The following is a 20,790-nucleotide window of genomic DNA, read 5'->3' as shown; positions in this document are numbered from 1 at the left end:
GACGGATCTCCTTCTTTCACGCTTGCAGCTCGAATGGGTCGATTGCCGAGTATTCACCTGAGGCACCCCGCCGCGAAAGGGAGGGTTGCCGACCGGCCAGTCAGGGCTTGGCGCCGGTTCTCATTACTCACCAAAAACGTAACACCTGCAACGCCGGCAGCACCGCCGCGGCCGTCATGTTAAGTAACGGTCCTTCAAGCAACGCGGGGTCAGCTACGGCCCATCCCGGCGCCCCGGATGGGCGCTAGCTGACCCCGCGTTGTTTCGGTAACGGGCTACTCGATCGTGGCGTACAGCGCGTTGAGCTCCGCCGTGAGCTGCCGGCGCAGCTCCGGCGTGCCGATTTCCTTGCCGTCGATGTGGTTGACGGGCGCCAGCAGCCGGATGCTGGAGATTAGCCACACGGCATCGGCGTCGTACAGGTCGCGGGGCTCCAGCGGGCCGTAGCCCAGCTCCCAGCCCGCGGCCTTGGCCGCGGTGAACAAGGCGCCCTGCGAGGTGCCGGGCAGGATCCCGCTGTCGAGCTGGGGCGTGATGAGCCGCCGGACGGTGCGGACCCCGCCGGCGCCGTCGTCGGTGGTCTCCAGGTGGGCGAGCAGCACGGTCGACGTCGGACCCTCCAGGACCTGGCCGTCCGCGGAGGTGAAGATGACGTCGTCCGCGCCCTGGGCGCGGGCGTAGCGAAGCGCGGCCATGTTGACGGCGTAGGACAGGGTCTTGGCGCCCAGGAGCAGCCACGGGGCCCGTTCCCCGATGTCGCTGTCGTAGCCGCGGTCCAGCAGAATGACGTCGATCCCGGTGTCGCGCTGGCGCCTCCCGGCGGGCCCGGGGGCGGAGGCCTGGACCCAGCAGGTGGGCCCGGGCGCACCTTCGACGCCGCGGGTTACGAGGAGCTTGACCACGAGTTCGTCGTCCCCGACACTTGCGGCGGCCGGCACGTGCCGGCGCCGGTATTCGCTGGTCGCCGTCGTGATGGCCCGGCGCCAGGCGTCCTCGGCCGGGATGTCCAGCTCCAGCAGCCGGGCGGACCCGGCCAGCCGGTCCAGGTGCGCCTGGAGCTTGCGGGGCTGCCCGCCCACGGCCAGCAGCGACTCGAAAACACCGTCGCCGCGGGTGGCGCCCTGGTCCGTCGCCATCAGCTGCGGCCTCGTGGCGTCGGCCAGCCGACCGCCGTCGAACGCGGGATCCAGGAACACCAGCACCGGGACGGGGGCGGGGACGGCAGCAGGAGAAGTCATGGCTTCAGCTTAGTGCGGCGGGCTGCGGGATAGGATTTGACGGTTGCCCGTTCCGGAACTGTTCCGCGGGTCTGGAGCTTGAGGGGTTCGTCTGTGTTGTGGCCATTTTCCCTGGCGGAATCCCTGCCCTCCTGGGTGATCCTGATCCTCACCGTCGTTGACCTCGCCATCCGGGTGCTGGCACTCGGCATCATCCCCGGAAACCGGCGCCCCACCACGGCCATGGCCTGGCTGCTGATCATCTTCTTCGTCCCGGCCGTGGGCCTGGTCCTCTTCCTGCTCTTCGGCAATTTCCGGCTCTCCCGCAAGCGCCGGGCACAGCAGGACGCCGTGAGCACCCGGGTACGCGCCGGCGCCTCCGACCTGGCGATGCTGGAAAGCCGCTACGAGGGCCCGGAATGGGTCTCCTCCGCGGCGGAACTGAACAAGACTCTGGGCTCGCTGCCGATGGTGGACGGCAACCGGGTGGAGCTCCTGCCCGGCTACCCGACCTCGATCAAGGCGATGGCGGCCGCCGTCCGGGAGGCCAAGGAATTCGTCAACGCGGAGTTCTACATTTTGAGCTCGGACCATGTCACGGACGAGCTGTTGACCGCAATGGAGGAGGCCGCCGACCGCGGCGTAAAAGTCCGCCTCCTGTTCGACCACCTGGGGACCCTGCGCATCAAGGGCTACAGCCGTTTGATCGCCCGGCTCAAGGCCAGCAAGATCCGCTGGCGGCCCATGCTGCCGCTGAACCCGCTGCAGGGGCAATGGCGCCGGCCGGACCTGCGCAACCACCGCAAGATCATGGTGGTCGACGGTGAGATCGCGTTCACCGGGTCGCAGAACCTGATCGAGCCCTCCTACAACAACCCGCGGCACCGCAAGATGGGCCGCGAATGGGTCGAGCTGATGGCGTCCCTGCGCGGGCCGATCGTCACCACCCTCAACGTCGTCTTCGCCACCGACTGGCTCAGTGAAACCGACGAATCCCTCGAGGACCAGCTCGCGCACCGGCCCGAACTGCACGCCGGGCACGTCACGGCCCAGGTGGTGCCCAGCGGCCCCGGCTTCATCACCGAAAACAACCTGCGGCTCTTCAACACGCTGATCTACTCCGCGCAGCGCAAGATCTCGATCTGCAGCCCCTACTTCGTCCCCGATGATTCGCTGCTGTATGCGGTGACGACGGCGGCGCAGCGCGGCGTCGACGTCGAGCTCTTCGTCTCGGAAAAGGGCGACCAGTTCCTGGTCCACCATGCCCAGCAGTCCTACTACGAGGCGCTGCTGGAGGCCGGGGTGCGGATCTACCTCTATAAGGCCCCGTTCGTGCTCCATGCCAAGCACTTCACGATCGACAACGAGGTGGCCGTGCTGGGTTCCAGCAACATGGACATGCGTTCCTTCTCGCTGAACCTCGAGGTCTCGGTGATGCTCCTGGGGGAGGACATCGTGCAGCGGATCAGCGTCGTGGAGGACACATACCGGGACATTTCGCGCGAACTGACGCTCGAGGACTGGATGAAGCGGCCGATGGGGGTCAAATACGTGGACAACGTCGCCCGGCTAACGGCGACGCTGCAGTAGCCGGCACCCGCCGCAGCCCAGGCGCCCGCCGCAGCCCGGGTGCGCGCCGCAGCGGCGCGGTTGTCAGCCGGGCGGGAACTCCGCGCCGAGCGCCGAAAGGACCCCGAAGGCCTTGGTCCGGATCTCCTCGTACTCCTCCTGAGGCGAGGAATCCGCCGTAATCGCGCCGCCGACGCCCAGGCTGAGTCCGGTGCCGCCTCCGGGCAGCTTCCTCAGGAGGAGGGTGCGGATCGCGACCGCCAGGTCGGTCGCGCCGTTGAGCGAGAAATAGCCGATAGCTCCGGAGTACACGCCCCGGGGGGCGCCCTCGAGCCGGTCCAGGATGGCCATGGTGCTGACCTTGGGGGCGCCGGTCATGGAGCCGGCCGGGAAGCAGGCCGCGACGGCTTCGGCCCGCGGCATCCCGGGCCGAAGCCGGGCATTGATGGTGCTCACCATCTGGTGGACCGTGGCGTAGCTTTCGATCGCGCAGAGCCGGCTGACCGACACCGAGCCGGGCACGGCGAAGTGGCTGAGATCGTTGCGCAGCAGGTCCACAATCATGATGTTCTCGGCGCGGTCCTTCGGGGAGGACTCCAGCTCATGCCGCAACAGTGCGTCCCGGGCGGGGTCAGGGTCCCGGGGCCGGGTACCCTTGATCGGCTCGGCGCGCATGCCGCCCTCGGCCGTGATGCGCAGGAAACGCTCCGGTGAGGTGCTCGCCACGGTGAGGTCCCCGAACCGCAGGTAGCTCGCGAACGGCGCGGGATTCCTCCGGCGCAGCGCCAGATAGGCCCGCCACGGGTCCAGCGCGGAGGCGGGGAGCTCCACGGCCAGCGCGGTGGTCAGGCAGACCTCGTAGGTGTTGCCCTCGGCGATCTCGTGCTGGGCCTCGCTGATTTTGGATTTGTAGGAGACTTCCGAGTCCCGCGCGGCGAAGTCCGGGGCGGGGGCGGACGGTTCGACGGCGGCGCTGCCGCCGGCTCCGGTGCTGACGGCTCCCGCCGCCGGCCCTGAGCATGTCCCGGTGGCGGTGCGGGCCGTCTGCAGCCAGCCGCCGGCGTCCGCGGTGTCCAGGGCCAGCAGCCAGACCGTGCCGTCCACATGGTCCAGCACCACCGCGCGGCCGGCGAACAGCAGGCAGGCGTCGGGGGTCTCGGCCGTGACGTTGCTTCCGCCGGTCTCGCGTTTAAGCTCGTAGCCGAGGTAGCCCAGCCAGCCCAGCGTGAATTCGCAGGGGTAGTCCGCCGGGGCGCGGAGGTCAGGGCGGCCCCAGGCCCCGTCGAGCCAGCGGAAGAACGGCCCCTCGGTCCAGACGCTGGCGTTGCCGACCCTGACGCGGGTGGTGCCAGAACTGTGCCGGACCGACTGGCCGAACGGGCCGCCGTCGTCGGCCAGGATACTGAAGCGGCTCCGTTCCTCCCCGGCGCTGCTGTCCGGCGCGAGGGAGGAATCGAGCCAGACGGCATTGGCTGAGTGGCCGAACAGGGATTCGAACAGCCGGGCCGGGTCCGGGGCGGCGTCGATCCGTTCGGCGCGGAGCTGGAGGCCGCGGCGGGCGCCAAGCTCGGGGAGAAGCGCCGGGGCGACCGCCGGCAGGTATTGGAGCGCCTGCAGCACTTCCTCGGGAGCGGCACCGTCGGCGAGGTTGAGCACCCGGACATGCGCGCGGCCGGGAACGTCGTCCTCGGCCAGCCACGCCAGCTCCTGTGCGGCCCATTCATCCCAGTAGGGTTCGTAGCTTTCGCCGTCGCGGGCAAGGGCCCTGCTGCGCCGGTCGTGTTCGGGCGAATCGGCCCAGACCACCGCGGCGAGGAAGGGGCGGGCGGCCTCCGCGGCGGCGCCTACCCCTTCCACCAGGACGATGTCGGCCGGCTGGGTCGTGCGCGTGGCGCCGTCGTAGTGCGCATTCCAGTCCCAGCTGACCCATTCGGCCGGCTCGCCGCGGTGCAGCGGGGTCAGGACGGTCGAGACGTAGCGTTCAATGCCGGCTGCGAGGCCGTTCCAGCCGGGGTAGATGTCCTCAAGATGGAAGAGGGAAACCTTGTGGTGTTCGCGGAGCCGTGCCGCCAGTTCGATCGCCAGGGTGGTCTTGCCTGCGCCGGAGCGTCCGTCGATGGCGATGATGACGGGTGCAGGACTCATGAAATAGAGCGTACCGGCTGCCCTGCGGTGCCGGGGTGCTGCCCGTCGGGTCGCTGCCGCCGGCCGAGCTCGGCCCGGATGTGCTCCACAATCCCGGGAAGCGCCGCGTGGATGAGGGTCCAGGTCAGGTCGAAGTCTGCGTGGCCGCCGTACCAGGGGTCCTCGATGCCCTGGTCCAGGGGGTCCTTGCCCGCGACGGACGGGTCAAAGCTGCGCAGCATCCGGATCTTGGACAGCGATTCGCGGTCCGGTGCCGCCTGCTGCAGCCAGCCGAAATGGTCCACATCCAGGGCCAGGATGAGGTCGCGGGTCCGGAACCATTCCGCCCGCCATTCGCGCGCCACATGGCGGTCCGAGGGGATGCTGTGGGCGGTGAGCTTGCGGGCGGCCCGCGGGTCGATCGGGCGGCCCGCCTCATAGGCCGTGGTTCCTGCCGAATCCACGGCGGCGCCGGCCAGGCCCCCGGCGGCGATGGCCTCCGCCAGCATCAGCTCGGCCATCGGCGACCGGCAGATGTTTCCGGTGCAGACCGCGATGATCCGGTACTGGCTCGACGTTGAGGTCATAGTGCAAGCATGAATCATGCGGGTCCTCTTGGCCAGTTTCCGGGCCGCGGACATTACAAGTCTTGTCACACTTGTATTTCGGACTGTCACGATGGGTGCGGGCGGGGTTTTTTGCGGTTGGCACCCTTGCGCCTAACGAGCGGACTGCTGGCCGTGGACGGTCAGTGGATGAGGGCCAGCAGGACGCCGACGGCCATGAACAGCACGCCGAACGTCCGGTTGAGGATCCGCTGCCCGCGGGCATCTAGCGTGAAGCGCTGGAAGGACTTGGCGGCGGCGGCGAAGAAGAACCACATGACGAGGATGTCGATGACGATCACGGTGGCGGACAGGACCAGGTACTGCGGCAGCAGCGGCTCCTCCGGGCGGATGAACTGCGGCATGAAGGCCAGGAAGAACACGATCGCCTTGGGGTTCAGCAGGTTGACCCACAGGCCACGGCGGAACATGGAGAAGGCCGGCTCGTTGCGCAGCGAGGCAGCCTTCTCCTGGTCCAGATCGGGTGTGTGCCGAAACTGCTGGATGCCCAGGTAGACAAGGTAGGCGGCGCCGGCATAGCGGATCACATTGAACGCGACCGGCGAGCTGGCCACCAGCACGCCGACACCGAGGGCCACGATCACGATGTGCACCACCAGCGCGGCCTGCTGTCCAAGAATGCCCCAAAGGGAACGCCGGAAGCCGGAGTTCAGGGAATTGCTCATGGTGTTGATGGCGCCAGCACCGGGCGTGAAGCTGATCAGGATGCCGGCGCCCGCCAGGGCCAGCCACAGGGAGGGTTGCACTGATTCAGTGTACGGCCGCGGCTGCGGCTCTTTGGGCCGTCGCTATTCAACGCTGTCAGGCGCTGGCCGGTCGAGCGAGGGGTCGCACCGGGCGCAGCAGCACCGGTCCACGTTCGAATGGGACCAATGCAACATGGTTCTTGGAAGGTCGTCGTGGCTCGGATACTGGTCAAAGTACGAGCGCGCGCGGGTGAACCAATAACCCGTGACCCCAGCCCGCCCGGACCGCTTCACGCCCGGGCGATCACCTCGCCGTTGGGGATAAGGAACCAGCCGTCATCTGTGGAACCCCAGCGGTGCCAGCCGGCGGAAATCCGGGCCAGGCCTGCGGCGTTGGCGAAGCCGTACTCGAGCGCCTGGTCCGCGAAGGCCGAATGCAGCACGCGTTCACCCCACACCCGTGCCTGCCAGCGGCGCTCCTGGCCGGTGGCGTAGAGCCAGTTGCTGCTGGAGGGGGCAACGTCGATGAAGCCGGCGGACTGGGCCCACGAGACCAGTCGCCGGCCGGCGTCGGGCTCGGCCCCGTTGCGGCGGGCGATCCGCTGGTAGAGCTCCATCCATTCATCCAGTTCGGGGACGGCAGGGAACCAGCTCATGCCGTGGAAATCGGCGTCGCGCACCGCCACGATGCCGCCCGGCTTGGCGACGCGCCGCATTTCCCGGAGCGCGGCGACGGGGTCCGTGAGGTGCTGCAGCACCTGGTGGGCGTGCACGACGTCGAACGTTTCGTCCTCGAAGTCGAGATCATAGATGTTGCCGGCGACAAACTCGGCGTTCTGCACGCCGCGCTCGGCCGCGAGGGCAGCCGCCTGGCCGATCACCTCGGGCGAGCGGTCCAGTCCGGTGACCTTCCCCGGGGAGACGAGCCCGGCGAAATCGCACGTGATGCTGCCTGGCCCGCAGCCGACGTCGAGCACCGACACCCCGGGGGTGAGGTGCGGGATCACAAACGCCGCGGAGTTCTTCGCCGTCCGCGAGGCGTGGGCGCGGACCACCGATTCGTGGTGGCCGTGGGTGTACACATCCTCAGGCTGCTGCGCACTCATAAGGAAACGCTACCGCTTCGCGCTGGCAAATCCGCGAAAGCGGGCAGCGGGCAGCGGGGAAGGCGGCAGGACTTCGCGTGTGTCCGTCAGCTTCGCCGCTTCTGGCCGGCGCGGACGTCCGGAAACGCCAACTACTGCGGGGCAATTGGCGACGGCGCCTGGGGCGGCGGCGCCGGCTCCTGCGCCGCCTCCTGCCCGGCCCTGACCGTGGCATCGATCATCGCGACCATGAACCGGGTGGCGATCTCCAGTTCCTCCGGGGTGAATTCGGCCATCGCTGCCGCCGTGTGGCGGGCCAACGGCTGGAACATGGCGCCGCCGTCACGGTAGGCCTTGGGGGTCATCCGGAGCTGGACCTGGCGGCGGTCCGTGCCCTGCCGTTCGCGGACCACATGGCCGGAGTTGTGCAGCCGGTCGATCAATGCCGTGGTGGCGGGCGAGCTCAGGTGGAGTTCCTTGCGGAGCACACCGGGCGTAACGATCTGGTTCCTCGCGGCGTGCTGCATGATCACGGCCAGGGCGTTGAGGTCTGTCCGGTGCATGTCGTTGCGGCCGCCGGCGGAATCCACGTAGCGGTTGGCCTCCAGGCTGAATTCCTGCAGAAGCCGGACCAGCGGCGGCGGTCCGGGGGTATCGGGGGATCCGGGACGTACCGGGGGATCAATTGTCACGGTGCACCGTCCTCTCTCCCGTGGCCTGTGGCGCCTGCTCCGCAGGTGGCGCCCTCCGGAGTTTACTTCAGCGCCGCCCGGCATCGTTCCCGGGGCGTCACGCGGTATTCCGAAGTTTTAAGCGCACAAGGGTTATCTCCATTATGGAGATAGTCTATTATGGACTCAATTCTACTCGTCCGAGGCAAGCACCAGAAGGAACCATGAACAAGACTCCACACACCAGTGCCCGCGTCCCCTTCTGGCTGCGCTGGCTGGTTCCGGTCCTGCTGGTCATCACCTGGCTGGCCATCGCCGGGATCGGCGGACCGACCTTCGGCCGGCTGGAGGAGGTCTCCTCGAACGACCAGGCATCCTTCCTGCCGGCCGGGGCCGAGGCCACGGCAGTCCAGGACTGGCAGGCCAAGTTCCGGGACACCAACGAGATCCCCGCCGTCATTGTGATTGAGAGCGAATCCGCCTTCACCCCGGCCCAGCTCGGCGAGGTGGCCGCCATGAAGGGCGAGCTGGAAGCCGTCGGCGGCGCCAGCACCGTCATCGGCCCCATTCCCTCCGAAGACGCCAAGGCCGTGCAGTTCGTCGTCCCGATCGATTCGGCCGGCGAAGTGAAGGAAATCGTCAAGGAACTCCGCGACGAGGTGCAGGCGTCCGCCCCGGAGGGCATGCAGACCTTCGTGACCGGTCCGGCGGGGCTGACAGCGGACCTAGTCAGCGCCTTCGCCGGCATTGACGGCATTCTGCTGCTCGCGGCTCTCGGTGCGGTGTTCGTGATCCTGCTAATTGTCTACCGCTCGTTGCTGCTGCCAATCGCCGTCCTCTTCACCTCGGTCTTTGCCCTCTGCGCGGCCATCCTGCTCGTTTTCGGCATGGCCAAGCTCGGCTGGATCCAGCTCAACGGCCAGAGCCAGGGCATCCTGTCCATCCTGGTGATCGGTGCCGCTACGGATTACGCGCTGCTCTATGTGTCCCGGTTCCGCGAGGCGCTGACACACACCACCAACCGGACGGCCGCCGCGCTGACAGCATGGAAAAATTCGTGGGAACCCATTATCGCCTCCGGTGCCACGGTCATCATCGCGCTCCTCTGCCTGCTGTTCTCCGATCTCAACTCCAACAAGGCCCTCGGCCCGGTGGCGGCCGCGGGCATTCTCTGCGCACTCTTCGCCGCACTCACCCTCCTGCCGGCGATGATGGCGCTGCTGGGCCGCGCCGCGTTCTGGCCGTTCCTCCCCAAGCTGCTCCCGGAGACCGAGCGTGAGCCTGAAATCGTCACCGGCCTAGAGGGACAGAAGGGCCTGTGGCGCGCCACCGGCTCCCTCGTGTCCCGCCGGCCCCGGACCGTCTGGATCGCCTCCGTTCTGCTGCTCCTGGTGGCCTCCGCCGGCGTCCTGCAGCTCAAGGCCAACGGTGTCCCGCAGACCGACGTCATCCTCACCGCCTCCAACGCCGTCGACGGCCAGGACGCCCTGGCCCGGCACTTCGACGCCGGCACCGGCAGCCCGGTCGTGATCGTCGCCAACGAGGCTACGGCGCAGGAAGTGCTGGAACAGACCAAGGCGACTGACGGCGTTGGTGACGCCTACCTGCTTGCCGACGGCGGCATGCCGATCGTCACCGGCGCACCAGCTGCCCCCGGTGCCCCCGGGGCGCGCCCGGCTCCCGCGGCTCCCGCGGTGCGGGACGGCAAGGTCCTGATCAACGCGACGCTGAACTTCGCCGCCGACTCCAATGAGGCTGAAAACGTCGTGGTGGTCCTGCGCCAGGACCTCAAGAAGGTCAACGACGGCGCACTGGTCGGCGGAGTGACCGCGACGGCCCTGGACACAAACACCACCGCCCAGCGCGACCTCGTCACCATCATCCCGGTGGTCCTCGCGGTCATCCTCGTGATCCTGATGATGCTGCTGCGCTCGGTGCTGGCGCCGGTCCTGCTGGTTGCCTCGGTGGTCCTGTCCTACGGCGCCGCACTGGGCGTCTCCGCCTTCGTGTTCAACAACATCTTCGGGTTCCCGGGGGCCGATGCCACTGTGCCCCTCTTCGGCTTCGTTTTCCTGGTGGCCCTGGGAGTGGACTACAACATCTTCCTGATGAGCCGAGTCCGGGAGGAATCCCTGAAGCACGGCACCCGGCCCGGCACCCTGCGCGGCCTAGGCGTCACCGGTGGGGTGATCACCTCCGCCGGCGTGGTGCTCGCGGCGACCTTCGCGGCCCTGGGCGTCATTCCCATTATGTTCCTGGTGCAGCTGGCCTTCATCGTGGCCTTCGGGGTCCTGCTCGACACGGTTCTGGTCCGCTCCCTGCTTGTCCCGGCACTGGCCTACGACATCGGCCCGCGGATCTGGTGGCCGAGCAGGCTGGGGCGCCCCGAGACGGATGCTGCCGTGCGTGCTCTGCCCTCCGCTCCGGACCCGAAGACTGCACGGGCGGGAATCCGCTAGCCGGCACCTGAAACTGCAGCCGCCGTCACCGGTCCTGGTTCCCCCCACCAGGCAACCGTGGCGGCGGCTGCTTCTTTGAGTGGGGTGGGACGCAGCCCCAGGGCGGCCTCGCTGGCGCTTGAGTCCAGCACAAAGGGGTGCTCGAACTGGTACAGGGTCTCGGCAAGTTCCCGGGCCCCGGGGGAGAAGGCCGCCATCGTCCGCAGCACCCAGCCGGGGACCACCGCCACCCTCGGGGTGCGGGCGCCGGCAGCGGCGGCGAATGCTTCGGCGATCTTCCGCTGGCTCAGCGCCGGTCCGGTCGGGGCATGCCACACCCGGTTCCACAGCGTGGGATCCTGCGCGGCCCGGATCATGGCCGCGGCCAGATCCGGCACATACGTGAACGAATGCGGCAGCCAGGCATTGCCGATTACCAGCAGGGGTTTACCCGCCAGTGCCGGCTTCACCATGCGCTCGCCGGCGTGCGCGCTGCGGACCCTGGGACCGAAGAAATCGCTCGCCACCACACTCACGGTGTCCGTCGCGGAAACTGCCCTGGCCTTCAAGAGCTCCGTGCGGATGCCGCGCTTTCCGCCGCGGGCCGTGCGCGGGCCCGCCTCGGTCATCGGCCGGTCCGGCTCGCTGTAGGAGTACAGGCTCTCCGGAAAGACGGCCACGGCGCCCGCCTTGCCCGCCGCGGCAAGGACCGCCTGCTCGGCACGGGGAAGCTCCTCCGCCCAGGTCCTGGCGCTGTACGTCGAGCCGTGGATGCAGTGGAACACGGCCTTGGCTCCGCGGAACAGCCCGCCGAGCTGCGCCGGGTCGGACACATCCACGGCTCCCTTCTCGACGCGCGGGTGGTCGGGCCCGCTGCCGGAGCGGGTGAGCACCCGCACCCGGTGTCCGGACGCTGCGAGCTGCTCGGCCACCGTCCAGCCGACCGGTCCGGCGCCAGTGACGACGTACAGGGCCGGGGCCGATGGGGGTTCGGGCTGGGACATGGGGTGCTCACTTTCGCTGTGGTCCATCGCCTGCGGCCGGGCGGGGTCGGCCCTCGGCGGTCCCGCCCGGTGTTGAGAGCAGTGTTCTGAGATCAGAATGCAGCCTGTCCCGGCGGGCCGTCTACCGCCGTCGACCCCTGTTGCCTTCCGGCGGCGCTCGATAGACTGCCCGTGCGCCTGCCTGGGCGCGCCGAGGCTTCCAGGAAGGATCCAACCATGTCCGAAAACAACGAGTTTGATCGAACGGCAGCAGAACCCGACGACGCGGCGGCCGAGGGCCAGTACGTCGAGGGCGACTATGGCGCGGCCGGCACCGCCGGGGAGAATCCGCCCGAGGCGAAAGAAGGCGAGTACCCCACCGGTGACTACGGGGCTGCAGGTGTCAGTGGCGCCACCGCCGTCGGAGCGGAAGAGGGCGACTACCCCGAGGGCGACTACGGTGCGGCAGGTGCCGGCACGACGCCGCCCGCCGCAGTGGAGGGAGAGTACCCCGAGGGCGACTACGGAACCGCCGGCGAAGCGGACGCCCGGCGCGCCGGAAAGGGCCAAGCTGCAGGGGCGGGCGATCGGGCCGGCGCCCGGGACGACTCCGCCGGCGAAGCGGACAGCGGGGACCGCTGAGCGGCGACTTCGCGCACAGCGAAACCAGCTGCGGCCGGCCTGGCCGCCGTCTGGGAATTGCCGGAATTCCAGGGAACGGACCGCCCGATGGGGGCACCCGGCCTCCCCTCAATCCGAAGTTGAGCGCATTGCGCTCAACTTCGGATTGACTTTGAAGCGGGCCTGAGTAAAGTTGAGTGCAGATCGCTCAATAACGGCCGGATCCCCGCGGTCCGCGGCCATCTCAGCAAGTTTTTCACGGAAAGAAGGAAGCAACACATGTCACGTGCAGTAGGTATTGACCTCGGAACAACCAACTCCGTCGTCTCCGTTCTCGAAGGCGGCGAGCCCACCGTCATTGCCAACGCCGAGGGTGGCCGCACCACGCCGTCGGTTGTTGCGTTCTCCAAGTCCGGCGAAGTGCTGGTTGGCGAGATCGCCAAGCGCCAGGCCGTCAACAACATTGACCGCACCATCGCCTCCGTCAAGCGCCACATGGGCACCGACTGGAACGTCGCCATTGACGACAAGAAGTACACGGCGCAGGAAATCTCCGCCCGCATCCTCATGAAGCTTAAGAACGACGCCGAGTCCTACCTCGGTGAAAAGGTCACGGACGCCGTGATCACCGTTCCGGCGTACTTCAACGACGCCGAACGCCAGGCCACCAAGGAAGCCGGCGAAATCGCGGGCCTCAAGGTCCTGCGCATCGTCAACGAGCCCACCGCGGCAGCCCTGGCCTACGGACTGGACAAGGGCAAGGAAGATGAACTCATCCTCGTCTTCGACCTCGGCGGCGGAACCTTCGATGTCTCCCTCCTCGAGGTAGGCAAAGACGAGGACAACTTCTCCACCATCCAGGTCCGCTCCACCGCGGGTGACAACCGCCTCGGTGGCGACGATTGGGACCAGCGCGTCGTCGACTACCTGCTGAACCAGCTCAAGGTCAAGGGCATCGACCTGTCCAAGGACAAGATCGCGCTCCAGCGCCTGCGTGAGGCAGCGGAGCAGGCCAAGAAGGAACTCTCCTCCTCTTCCAGCACCAACGTCTCCCTGCAGTACCTCTCCGTCACCCCCGACGGCCCGGTGCACCTGGACGAGCAGCTAACCCGCGCCAAGTTCCAGGACCTCACCAAGGACCTGCTCGAGCGCACCAAGAAGCCCTTCCACGACGTCATCAAGGAAGCCGGCATCAAGCTTTCCGAGATCGACCACATCGTGCTGGTTGGCGGCTCCACCCGCATGCCCGCTGTCTACGACCTGGTCAAGGAACTCGCCGGCGGCAAGGAGCCGAACAAGGGCGTGAACCCGGATGAGGTTGTCGCCGTCGGCGCCGCCCTGCAGGCCGGTGTCCTGAAGGGCGAGCGCAAGGACGTTCTCCTGATCGACGTCACCCCGCTCTCCCTTGGCATCGAAACCAAGGGCGGCATCATGACGCACCTGATCGAGCGCAACACGGCCATTCCGACCAAGCGGTCCGAGACCTTCACCACGGCGGATGACAACCAGCCGTCCGTGGCCATCCAGGTCTTCCAGGGCGAGCGCGAGTTCACCCGCGACAACAAGCCGCTGGGCACCTTCGAACTGACCGGGATTGCTCCGGCCCCCCGGGGCGTCCCGCAGGTCGAGGTCACTTTCGACATCGACGCCAACGGCATCGTGCACGTCTCCGCGAAGGACAAGGGCACCGGCAAGGAACAGTCCATGACCATCACGGGCGGTTCCAGCCTCTCCAAGGAAGACATCGACCGCATGGTCAAGGACGCCGAGGAGCACGCAGCAGAGGACAAGGCCCGTCGCGAGGCAGCCGACACCCGCAACACTGCCGAGCAGCTCGCCTACTCCGTGGACAAGCTGATCGCCGACAACGCCGACAAGCTGCCGGAAGAGGTCAAGACCGAGGTCCAGGCCGACGTCGACGCCCTCAAGGCCGCTCTCGAAGGCACCGACGACGCAGCCGTGAAGACCGCGTCTGAGAAGCTGCAGGCTTCCCAGACCAAGCTCGGCGAGGCCATCTACGCCCAGGCTGGTTCCCCGGACGGCGCCACCGGCGCCCAGGGTGCGCCCGCCGGCGAGCCGGCAGCAGGAGCCGACGAGGACATCGTCGACGCCGAGATCGTTGACGAAGACGAGAAGAAGTAACCATGCCGCACCACGGTAACGAAGAAGAGCACGGTTCTTCCGAGAGCCGTCGCGACGCTGAACAGCGGGAGAACGAGCCGCAGAAACCGATCATCCACGACAACCGCAAGGTTGATCCGAAGACCGGCCAGGCCCGCCACCCCGACCAGGAGCACCACGCCGCAGGGGCCCCCGATTCCGGGGACGCCCTGTCCCAGGCGGAGGACATCCTCAACAGTGTCGAGGTGCCAGCCGCGGAGTCCGTGGCCCAGGGTGCCGACGACGCGGCGGCGGAGGAGCTCAGGAATGACCTGCGCCGCCTGCAGGCCGAGTACGTCAACTACCGCAGGCGCGTCGAACGCGACCGTGCCGTGGCAGGGGAGATGGCCGTCATCGGCGTCCTGAACTCCCTGCTCCCGGTACTGGACGACGTCGACGCCGCCCGCCAGCACGGTGACCTGACGGACGGACCGTTCGCCGCGATCGCCGCCAAGCTGGAGAACGCGCTGAAGACGTACAACCTGGAGCGCATCGATCAGACCGGCGTGGAGTTCGACCCCACGATCCACGAGGCCCTCATCCAGCAGCCCGGACCGGATGTCGAAATCGACACCGTCAGCCAGGTCCTGCGCTCCGGCTACAAGACCGGCGACCGGGTCCTGCGGGCAGCCCAGGTCATCGTGGCTGTTCCGGCGTAGCAGTACCCCATCGAACTGTCACCTCGGCACACAGATTTGAAAGGAAACGCCATTGGCTAGCCAGGACTGGGTGGACAAGGACTTTTACAAGATCCTTGGAGTCGCCAAGGACGCTTCCGACGCCGACATCAAGAAGGCTTACCGGAAGCTCGCGCGGCAGCACCATCCGGATACCAATGCGGGGAATGTCGCGTCGGAGAAGAAGTTCAAGGACATCTCCGAGGCGTACTCCGTGCTCTCCGATGCCGATGAGCGCCAGCAGTACGACGCGATCCGGGCAATGGGCGGCGGAGCCCGGTTCGCCCCGGGCGGTGGCGGCGGCGCCGGCGGAGGGGCTGGCTTCGAGGACCTCTTTGGTGGTTTGTTCACCGGTGGCGGCGCACGCCACACCGGCGGGTACAACACCTCCGGCGGCATTCCGCCGGAGTTCGCCGATCTCTTCGGCGGCGCCGGCGCCGGCGGCGGCTTCGGCGGCGGCCAGTCGTTCCAGCGTGCCCCGCAGAAAGGCGCGGACCGGACGGCGTCGACCTCCATTTCCTTTGCCGGATCCATCCGCGGGACCACCATCGGCCTGCGCGAACCGGACGGCGAAGTCATCGACGTCCGCGTCCCGGCCGGCATCAAGGACGGCCAGAAAGTGCGTGTCCGCGGCAAGGGCCAGCACGGTCCGGCCGGTTATGGGGACCTCATGGTCACGGTCTCGGTGAAGCCGCACGATTTCTACGTCCGCGACGGCGACAACCTGCGCATCCACGTGCCCGTCACCTTCCCGGAGGCTGCCCTGGGCGCCGACATCGAGGTCCCGACGATCGACGGCGACAAGGTCAAAGTCCGCGTCCCGGCCGGCACGCCGTCGGGGCGCACCCTCCGCGTTAAGGGCCGAGGCGTCAAGCACACCAAGGCCACCGGGGACCTGCTGGTGACTATCGACGTCGCCGTCCCGCGGAAGCTGAACAAGGAAGCCGAGGAGGCCGTCAAGGCCTTCGCCGCGGCCACCGCCGGCGAGGACGTCCGCGCCGAACTGGCAGCCAAGGCCCGGCTCTAGAAGCGGACGCCTGCCATGGCCATCGAGTACGACCAGCCGATCTTCGTGATCTCCGTCGCTGCGGAACTGGCCGACATGCACCCACAGACGCTGCGGCAGTATGACCGGCTGGGCATCGTCTCGCCCAGCCGCGCCCCCGGCAAGTCCCGGCGCTATTCGCAGCGCGACATCACCATGCTCCGTGAGGTGCAGCGGCTCTCTCAGGAGGGCGTCTCCCTCGAAGGCATCAAACGGATCCTCCAGCTGGAGAACCAGGTGGCGGCCCTGCAGCGGCGTGTCGCCGAGCTGAGCGAAGAACTCGAACGCCGCCCCCGCAGCCTGGAGTCCCGCATTTTCGCCGCCGGAGCCGCGGGCGACGTCGTCAGCCTGGTCCGCGGCAAGCGCCCCCGCGCCCGGACCCAGGCCGTCGTTGTGTGGAGGCCGCGGAACGGCGAGTGACGCTGGCCGCCGGCCGCCTCCAAGTAGCCCGACCGGGCAGGGGCAGGTATCCGCGCGCCCGCCCGGGTAGTCCGCGGCCGGAAAGACGGGTACAGGGTTTGCGTGACTTCGTGCCCGCCCCGCCGTTTGAATTGTCCTGGCACGAACGACTGGCATCACCGCCAGCGGAACAGCGAGGAAAGCCGGGGGGCACCGCATGTTTGATCCTTCTCCGCCGGGCATATCGGCACCTGGACCCGCGCCGAACGTGGGCAGGGCATGAACTCCGGGCTCCAGGCCCTGGCCCTGTTTGCAGGATCCCTCACGGGCTCCATCCTGCTGACCCTGGGCCAGACCATTGTCGTCATCTGTGTCTGCTTCGACATGGTCCGCGCCCTCTCGGTGCCGCGTTCGCACGGCCGCTACATGGCCAATAGCGTTTTCACCACACTGGCCTGGCCCTCGATCCTGATCTGCGCCGTCAGCGTGCTGATCGATGCCGCCAGCGGGACGTGGCGGGACGTCGCCGCCGGGGTCTTCGTGATGGTCATGGTGATCTACCGGTGGCGGCACGGCGGTGATGAGGACAGCTGGTGGAAGGGCAGGGGCAAGAAACTGGCCACGTGGTTCCGGAAGCAGGCGGGCTCCCGTTTCGTGACTGCGGCGGCCGCGCCTATCCTCCACTAACGCGGGGTCACTCCGCGCCTATCCTCCACTAACGCGGGGTCACTCCGCGCCTATCCTCCACTAACGCGGGGTCACTCCGCGCCTATCCTGGGGGTTTTACCGGCGCCAAGTGACCCCGCGTTGGTGCCCGGGGCGGGGGTGCGTCAGTCGGTGAACAGCGCGGCCAGGTCCTCGGCCGTCAGCGCCCCGCCCGAGAGGGCATCGCCTTCCATGACGTCCGCGAACAGCTGGGACTTCCTGGCCTTAAGGGCCATGACCTTTTCCTCGATGGTGTCCTTGGCGACCAGCCGGTAGACCATAACGTTCCGGGCCTGGCCGATCCGGTGCGTGCGGTCCACCGCCTGCGCCTCGGAGGCCGGGTTCCACCACGGGTCCAGCAGGAACACGTAGTCGGCCTCCGTCAGGTTCAGGCCGAAGCCGCCGGCCTTGAGGCTGATCAGGAACACCGGGGCGGCGCCGTTCTTGAACTCGTTCACGACGTCGGTGCGGTTGCGGGTGCTGCCGTCGAGATAGCAGAACTCGATCTTCTCCTCGACGAGCCGCTCGCGGACCTTGCCCAGGAAGCCGGTGAACTGGCTGAAAATCAAGGCCCGGTGCCCCTCGGCCACAAGGTCCTCCAGTTGCTCAAAGAGCACGTCGAGCTTGCTGGAGCGCACCCCGGCGAGCGAGGGGTCGATCAGCGACGGATCCAGGCTGAGCTGCCGCAGCAGCGTGAGGGACTGGAAGATGGTGAAGCGGTTCTTGTTGACGTCATCGATCAGGCCCAGGATCTTCTGCCGTTCCCGCTGCAGGTGCGTCTGGTAGACCTTCTGGTGCCGCGGGTTCAGCACCACCTCGAGGATCTGCTCCTGCTTCGGCGGCAGGTCGTGGATGACCTGCTCCTTGGTGCGGCGCATCATGAGCGGGCGGACCCGGCGCCGGAGCTTGTCCAGCTGGGCCTTGTCACCGTTCTTTTCGACCGGCTTCTGGTAGTACTCGGCGAACCGCTTCGGACTGGAGAAGAGCCCCGGCGCGACGATCGAGGTGAGCGCCCAGAACTCCATCAGGTTGTTCTCCAGCGGGGTGCCCGTGATGGCGAGTTTGAACGCCGCCGGGAGTTTCCGGGCGCACTGGTAGGCCTTGGACTGGTGGTTCTTGACGAACTGGGCCTCGTCCAGGACCAGGCCGGCCCATTCCTTGGAGGCATAGGCCTCATAGTCGATCCGGAACAGGGCGTAGGAGGTGATGACGATGTCCGCGCCCGCCATGGCCTCGGCGGGGCTCGAGCCGCTCTTGGCAAAGGTTTCGCCGACGGCGCGCACCGTGAGGCCGGGGGCGAACCGCGCAGTCTCGGCCTCCCAGTTGCCCACCACACTCGTCGGGGCCACCACCAGGAACGGTGCGGCGCCGGCGGCAGCGCCGCTCGGATCCGACGCGGGAGGCGCCGAGGCGCCGGCCAGGGTGGCGGCAGCACCGCCGTCGGACGCTGCGGCGGGCCCGGACGCCAAGTCCTTGGCGGCGCAGATCAGCGCCAGGGCCTGCACCGTCTTGCCCAGTCCCATGTCATCGGCCAGCACCCCGCCGAGTCCGTGCCGGTAGAGGAAACTGAGCCAGTTGAAACCCTCCAGCTGGTAGGGGCGCAGCTCGGCGTTGAGGGTCGCGGGCAACGGCAGGCCCTTGACGCCGCCTTCCAGCAGCCCGCCGACAGCCTCACGCCAGGCCGCGGCCTGTTCGTCCACGATGCCCAGTTGCGCGAGCTCGTCCCAGAGCCCGGCCTGGAAACGGCTGATCTGCAGCGGCGCGTCCTTGTTGTCCTGCAGTTCCCGCGCCTCTTCAATCAGCGCCCGCAGCTGGTGCAGTTCGGGCAGGTCCAGGGAGAAGTAGGCGCCGCTGGGCAGCAGCATCTTCGTCTGGCCGGCCGCGAGGGCGGAGAAAACCGCTGCGAAGGACACCGGCTGGCCCTCCAGGGAAATCTGGATGCCCAGGTCGAACCAGTCCCGTTGCTCGGTGGCCTTGGTGGAGATGGACACAACCGGGGCCTCCTCGGCCTCGCGGTAGTCGGCGATCTCGCCGGCCGTGTCCACACTGACGCCTGGGACCTCGCGGAGCCGGGGCAGTAGCTCCTCGGTGAAGGCAAGGGTGTCGAGGCCGCTGAGTTCGGCCGAGGCAGCCAGTCGCGGTGTTCCCCAGCCGCCCGTGGCCGACTCGCCCAGCGCCGGCACCACGTCCCACGGCTGTCCGAGGGCTTCGAGGGTGCGGGCCTCGGCGGGGTCGTCCCGGTAGCCGTGATCGCCGGGGTGGCGCCACAGCGGCTGCGACGTGACGAGCGTGCCGGACTTGTAGTGCCACTCCCAGTGCAGCCGGACCCGGTGGTCGGCGCCGTAATTCGCCAGCAGCGACAGGGTGGGAACAGCCAGCTGGGGCAGCACCACAGACTCGTCCGAGGCCGTGACCCGGGCGCTCTGCTTGAGTTTGGGGTAGAAGCCGGTGAGGAAGCGGCTCTCGTCCCGGGCCGGGATGTGCAGCGTGGTTCCCGCCGTGACGAAGGTCAGGAGCTCCTCGCTGAGCCCGCTCTCCAGCGGGGCGAGCGTGATGGCGGAGTCCGTTGGCGCGACTCCCGGCAGGGCGTCCGCCCCGGAGGTCAGGAAGATCCCGTGGGCCGGGCGCCCGATCGTCCCGACGGTGGCCGGATCAACCACCTCACCCTCCACGGTGATGCGGGGGGACAGGGACAGCCCGCCGTCGTCCCCGCCGGTGATGGCGGGCACGACGGCGCCGTCCCCCTCGACGGGGGCCGGAGCGGTGCCGAACCGGGTCAAATTGAGCCCGACGGCGGCTGGCTGTTCAACGAGGCGCACGGGCTCCGGGCCCCGGCTGTGGACCAGGGCGAGGCCGATCTTCCCCGCCCGGGCCAGCAGGCTCCACAGGTTCTTCCCGGCGTAAGTGTTCAGGCCCAGCCACAGTCCCGTTCCGGCGTGCTGGCGGTTCGCCTGGGCGGTGTGAGACGCGAGGAACTCCTGCATCCACTCGACGTGGGCCTCGTTGCATTCGCGCCGGTAGCTCAGGTAGCTCAGGGTGTTCCAGGAGACGTCGCCGCGGATCCATTTGCCCTTGGCGCCCATGATCACGGGACGGGCCTTCAGCTGGCGCACGCTGCGCAGCGGATCCCGGCGTCCGGTGTAGGAGAAGTGCGGGGCGGGTTCTTCAATCTCGAACTGGAGCGCCAGGGGCACCCCGCTGGTGGACTGCGTGATCCCCGGCTGGGCGATCAGCGGGCTGAGGGCCTGTTCCCAGTCCGGGACTTCGAGCACCGGTGTCTGCCGGGAGAGCCGGCTGACGTCGGCGGGAGCCAGCAGCTGGACCCGGATCGCGGGGTTGTCCTCGGCTGCGAACAACAGTGCGGCCACATGCTTGCAGTCCTTCCGGACCGGGCAGCTGCAGACACCCACGGTGCAGCTCCAGCCGCCCGCCTTCCGGACCAGTTTCGCCGTCGTCGAATACGGCACATCGGAGCCGCCCCGCACTTTTCCAAGCATCAGCCCGGTGGCGGCGTCGAAGGAAATACCGGAAACGCGGCTCCCCATGGCGTAGGCAAGTCCGGCCGCGAGGGAGCGGTCGTTGATCGCGGGAGTCTGTATTGCCAGTGCCGCACTATCGTCCGGATGGGATGGCATGTGCGCGCTACTTTCAGCAGTTGGTCATCGGCTCCATCTTAGCGAGCCTGGCCGGGGTCCCCGTACTGGGTGCCCGGCTAAGTGGATATCCGGCTAAGTGGATATCCGGCCGGGGGCGTGCCGGTCCCGGGACACCCAAACTTCGCCGG

Annotated in this window: 16 protein-coding genes and 1 riboswitch; of the genes, 8 read left to right on the top strand and 8 right to left on the bottom strand. The window is 68.2% G+C overall.

Annotated features, from left to right (window positions below; all coding sequences use genetic code 11):
* Positions 1-13: 13 nt before the first annotated feature.
* Positions 14-128: riboswitch (SAM riboswitch) on the bottom strand.
* Positions 129-275: 147 nt separating this feature from the next.
* Entirely contained in the window at positions 276-1,238 is a 963-nt protein-coding gene (locus tag ACZYZ3_RS07290; protein WP_463963156.1) for an aminodeoxychorismate lyase, read from the bottom strand.
* Between the two features lie 93 nt (positions 1,239-1,331).
* Here ACZYZ3_RS07290 and cls point away from each other — a divergent pair, with 93 nt between their 5' ends.
* Positions 1,332-2,807 carry a cardiolipin synthase gene (gene cls, locus ACZYZ3_RS07285; RefSeq protein WP_463963155.1) on the top strand — a complete coding sequence of 492 codons (1,476 nt, stop codon included), beginning with the start codon at positions 1,332-1,334 and terminating at the stop codon, positions 2,805-2,807.
* Positions 2,808-2,870: 63 nt separating this feature from the next.
* On the opposite strand, the gene pabB is transcribed toward cls, so the two are convergent.
* The 5 genes from pabB to ACZYZ3_RS07260 form a co-directional block, all read right to left on the bottom strand.
* Positions 2,871-4,931 (bottom strand): aminodeoxychorismate synthase component I, encoded by a 2,061-nt coding sequence (gene pabB / locus ACZYZ3_RS07280; RefSeq protein WP_463963154.1) that lies wholly within the window; start codon positions 4,929-4,931, stop codon positions 2,871-2,873.
* A complete protein-coding gene (locus tag ACZYZ3_RS07275) occupies positions 4,928-5,497 on the bottom strand; it encodes a low molecular weight protein-tyrosine-phosphatase (RefSeq protein WP_463963153.1) in 570 nt (189 codons plus the stop codon). Before ACZYZ3_RS07275 ends, pabB begins: the two co-directional genes overlap by 4 nt.
* A gap of 161 nt (positions 5,498-5,658) precedes the next feature.
* On the bottom strand, positions 5,659-6,282 hold the full coding sequence (locus ACZYZ3_RS07270; protein ID WP_463963152.1) for a LysE family transporter: 624 nt from the start codon (positions 6,280-6,282) through the stop codon (positions 5,659-5,661).
* Between the two features lie 230 nt (positions 6,283-6,512).
* Positions 6,513-7,328 (bottom strand): methyltransferase domain-containing protein, encoded by an 816-nt coding sequence (locus ACZYZ3_RS07265; protein ID WP_463963151.1) that lies wholly within the window; start codon positions 7,326-7,328, stop codon positions 6,513-6,515.
* Between the two features lie 131 nt (positions 7,329-7,459).
* A complete protein-coding gene (locus ACZYZ3_RS07260; RefSeq protein WP_463963150.1) occupies positions 7,460-7,999 on the bottom strand; it encodes a MarR family winged helix-turn-helix transcriptional regulator in 540 nt (179 codons plus the stop codon).
* A gap of 203 nt (positions 8,000-8,202) precedes the next feature.
* On the opposite strand from ACZYZ3_RS07260, the gene ACZYZ3_RS07255 reads away from it, so the two are divergent.
* A complete protein-coding gene (locus ACZYZ3_RS07255; RefSeq protein WP_463963149.1) occupies positions 8,203-10,437 on the top strand; it encodes an MMPL family transporter in 2,235 nt (744 codons plus the stop codon).
* On the opposite strand, the gene ACZYZ3_RS07250 is transcribed toward ACZYZ3_RS07255, so the two are convergent.
* Positions 10,434-11,420: an NAD-dependent epimerase/dehydratase family protein gene (locus ACZYZ3_RS07250; RefSeq protein WP_463963148.1), complete on the bottom strand. Its 987-nt coding sequence runs from the start codon at positions 11,418-11,420 to the stop codon at positions 10,434-10,436. The two genes, ACZYZ3_RS07255 and ACZYZ3_RS07250, sit on opposite strands and share 4 nt — an antisense overlap.
* A 216-nt stretch (positions 11,421-11,636) precedes the next feature.
* Between ACZYZ3_RS07250 and ACZYZ3_RS07245 the strand changes: the two genes are divergently transcribed.
* From ACZYZ3_RS07245 to ACZYZ3_RS07220, 6 genes are all read left to right on the top strand, one after another.
* Positions 11,637-12,041, top strand: coding sequence for a hypothetical protein (locus ACZYZ3_RS07245; RefSeq protein ID WP_463963147.1), 405 nt, complete (start codon positions 11,637-11,639; stop codon positions 12,039-12,041).
* A 258-nt stretch (positions 12,042-12,299) separates the two neighbouring features.
* The gene (gene dnaK / locus ACZYZ3_RS07240) at positions 12,300-14,162 is read left to right on the top strand and encodes a molecular chaperone DnaK (RefSeq protein ID WP_463963146.1); all 1,863 of its coding nucleotides are present in this window, start codon (positions 12,300-12,302) and stop codon (positions 14,160-14,162) included.
* 2 nt (positions 14,163-14,164) lie between these two features.
* Complete coding sequence (locus ACZYZ3_RS07235) at positions 14,165-14,839, top strand: nucleotide exchange factor GrpE (protein WP_463963145.1); 675 nt, start codon at positions 14,165-14,167, stop codon at positions 14,837-14,839.
* 52 nt (positions 14,840-14,891) lie between these two features.
* On the top strand, positions 14,892-15,884 hold the full coding sequence (locus ACZYZ3_RS07230) for a DnaJ C-terminal domain-containing protein (protein WP_463963144.1): 993 nt from the start codon (positions 14,892-14,894) through the stop codon (positions 15,882-15,884).
* A 15-nt stretch (positions 15,885-15,899) separates the two neighbouring features.
* Positions 15,900-16,322, top strand: coding sequence for a heat shock protein transcriptional repressor HspR (locus tag ACZYZ3_RS07225; protein WP_463963143.1), 423 nt, complete (start codon positions 15,900-15,902; stop codon positions 16,320-16,322).
* 258 nt (positions 16,323-16,580) lie between these two features.
* The gene (locus ACZYZ3_RS07220; protein ID WP_463963142.1) at positions 16,581-16,988 is read left to right on the top strand and encodes a hypothetical protein; all 408 of its coding nucleotides are present in this window, start codon (positions 16,581-16,583) and stop codon (positions 16,986-16,988) included.
* A 143-nt stretch (positions 16,989-17,131) separates the two neighbouring features.
* Here the strand turns inward: ACZYZ3_RS07220 and ACZYZ3_RS07215 are convergent, their stop codons facing one another.
* Positions 17,132-20,641 (bottom strand): DEAD/DEAH box helicase, encoded by a 3,510-nt coding sequence (locus ACZYZ3_RS07215; RefSeq protein WP_463963141.1) that lies wholly within the window; start codon positions 20,639-20,641, stop codon positions 17,132-17,134.
* Positions 20,642-20,790: the final 149 nt, after the last annotated feature.

Source organism: Pseudarthrobacter linnaei (assembly GCF_055412825.1).
This window is presented reverse-complemented; position numbering and strand designations above follow the sequence as displayed.

What these genes read in the sequence shown, in the direction of transcription:
- ACZYZ3_RS07290 (WP_463963156.1), bottom strand. Translation starts at nt 1,238, where the DNA reads ATGACTTCTCCTGCTGCCGTCCCCGCCCCCGTCCCGGTGCTGGTGTTC.
- pabB (WP_463963154.1), bottom strand. Translation starts at nt 4,931, where the DNA reads ATGAGTCCTGCACCCGTCATCATCGCCATCGACGGACGCTCCGGCGCA.
- ACZYZ3_RS07275 (WP_463963153.1), bottom strand. Translation starts at nt 5,497, where the DNA reads ATGACCTCAACGTCGAGCCAGTACCGGATCATCGCGGTCTGCACCGGA.
- ACZYZ3_RS07265 (WP_463963151.1), bottom strand. Translation starts at nt 7,328, where the DNA reads ATGAGTGCGCAGCAGCCTGAGGATGTGTACACCCACGGCCACCACGAA.
- ACZYZ3_RS07255 (WP_463963149.1), top strand. Translation starts at nt 8,203, where the DNA reads ATGAACAAGACTCCACACACCAGTGCCCGCGTCCCCTTCTGGCTGCGC.
- ACZYZ3_RS07250 (WP_463963148.1), bottom strand. Translation starts at nt 11,420, where the DNA reads ATGTCCCAGCCCGAACCCCCATCGGCCCCGGCCCTGTACGTCGTCACT.
- ACZYZ3_RS07245 (WP_463963147.1), top strand. Translation starts at nt 11,637, where the DNA reads ATGTCCGAAAACAACGAGTTTGATCGAACGGCAGCAGAACCCGACGAC.
- dnaK (WP_463963146.1), top strand. Translation starts at nt 12,300, where the DNA reads ATGTCACGTGCAGTAGGTATTGACCTCGGAACAACCAACTCCGTCGTC.
- ACZYZ3_RS07235 (WP_463963145.1), top strand. Translation starts at nt 14,165, where the DNA reads ATGCCGCACCACGGTAACGAAGAAGAGCACGGTTCTTCCGAGAGCCGT.
- ACZYZ3_RS07225 (WP_463963143.1), top strand. Translation starts at nt 15,900, where the DNA reads ATGGCCATCGAGTACGACCAGCCGATCTTCGTGATCTCCGTCGCTGCG.
- ACZYZ3_RS07220 (WP_463963142.1), top strand. Translation starts at nt 16,581, where the DNA reads ATGAACTCCGGGCTCCAGGCCCTGGCCCTGTTTGCAGGATCCCTCACG.
- ACZYZ3_RS07215 (WP_463963141.1), bottom strand. Translation starts at nt 20,641, where the DNA reads ATGCCATCCCATCCGGACGATAGTGCGGCACTGGCAATACAGACTCCC.